The organism is Corallococcus terminator, assembly GCF_003611635.1.
Classification (GTDB): Bacteria; Myxococcota; Myxococcia; order Myxococcales; family Myxococcaceae; genus Corallococcus; species Corallococcus terminator.
In genome coordinates this window covers 1-425 of record NZ_RAVZ01000833.1, presented here as the reverse complement: position 1 = coordinate 425, position 425 = coordinate 1, and the positions used below count along the sequence as shown (strand labels likewise).

1 protein-coding gene is annotated in these 425 nt (G+C 65.6%); it reads left to right on the top strand.

The window, feature by feature from the left end; genetic code table 11:
• Window positions 1-425, top strand: a 425-nt coding sequence (locus D7V88_RS42365) for a S8/S53 family peptidase (protein ID WP_208726805.1), incomplete at both ends; no start/stop codon positions are given.

The window sequence follows — 425 nt, the reverse complement described above, 5'->3', positions numbered from 1 at the left end:
TTCACGAGCAACAACGGCTACGCCGCGGTGTCCACCACCACGATCAAGACCAACGGCACCAGCGGCAACTACACCGATGACCAGGAAGGCCAAGGCGAGTGGAACCTCGACAGCCAGTCCATCGTGGGTGCGGCCGGCGGCGCGGTCGGCAAGCTGGCTTTCTACATGGCCGACCTCAACGCGCCGGGCAACACGGGCCTGACCAAGGCCTTCAACAAGGCGGTGACCGACAACACCGCCAAGATCATCAACGTGTCGCTCGGCTGGTGCGAGAACGACGCCAGCGCCGACGGCACGCTCGATGCGGAGGAGGCCATCTTCACCACCGCCGCCGCGCAGGGGCAGACGTTCTCCGTGTCTTCCGGCGACGAGGGCGTCTACGAGTGCAACAACCGCGGCTATCCGGACGGCGCCAACTACAGCGT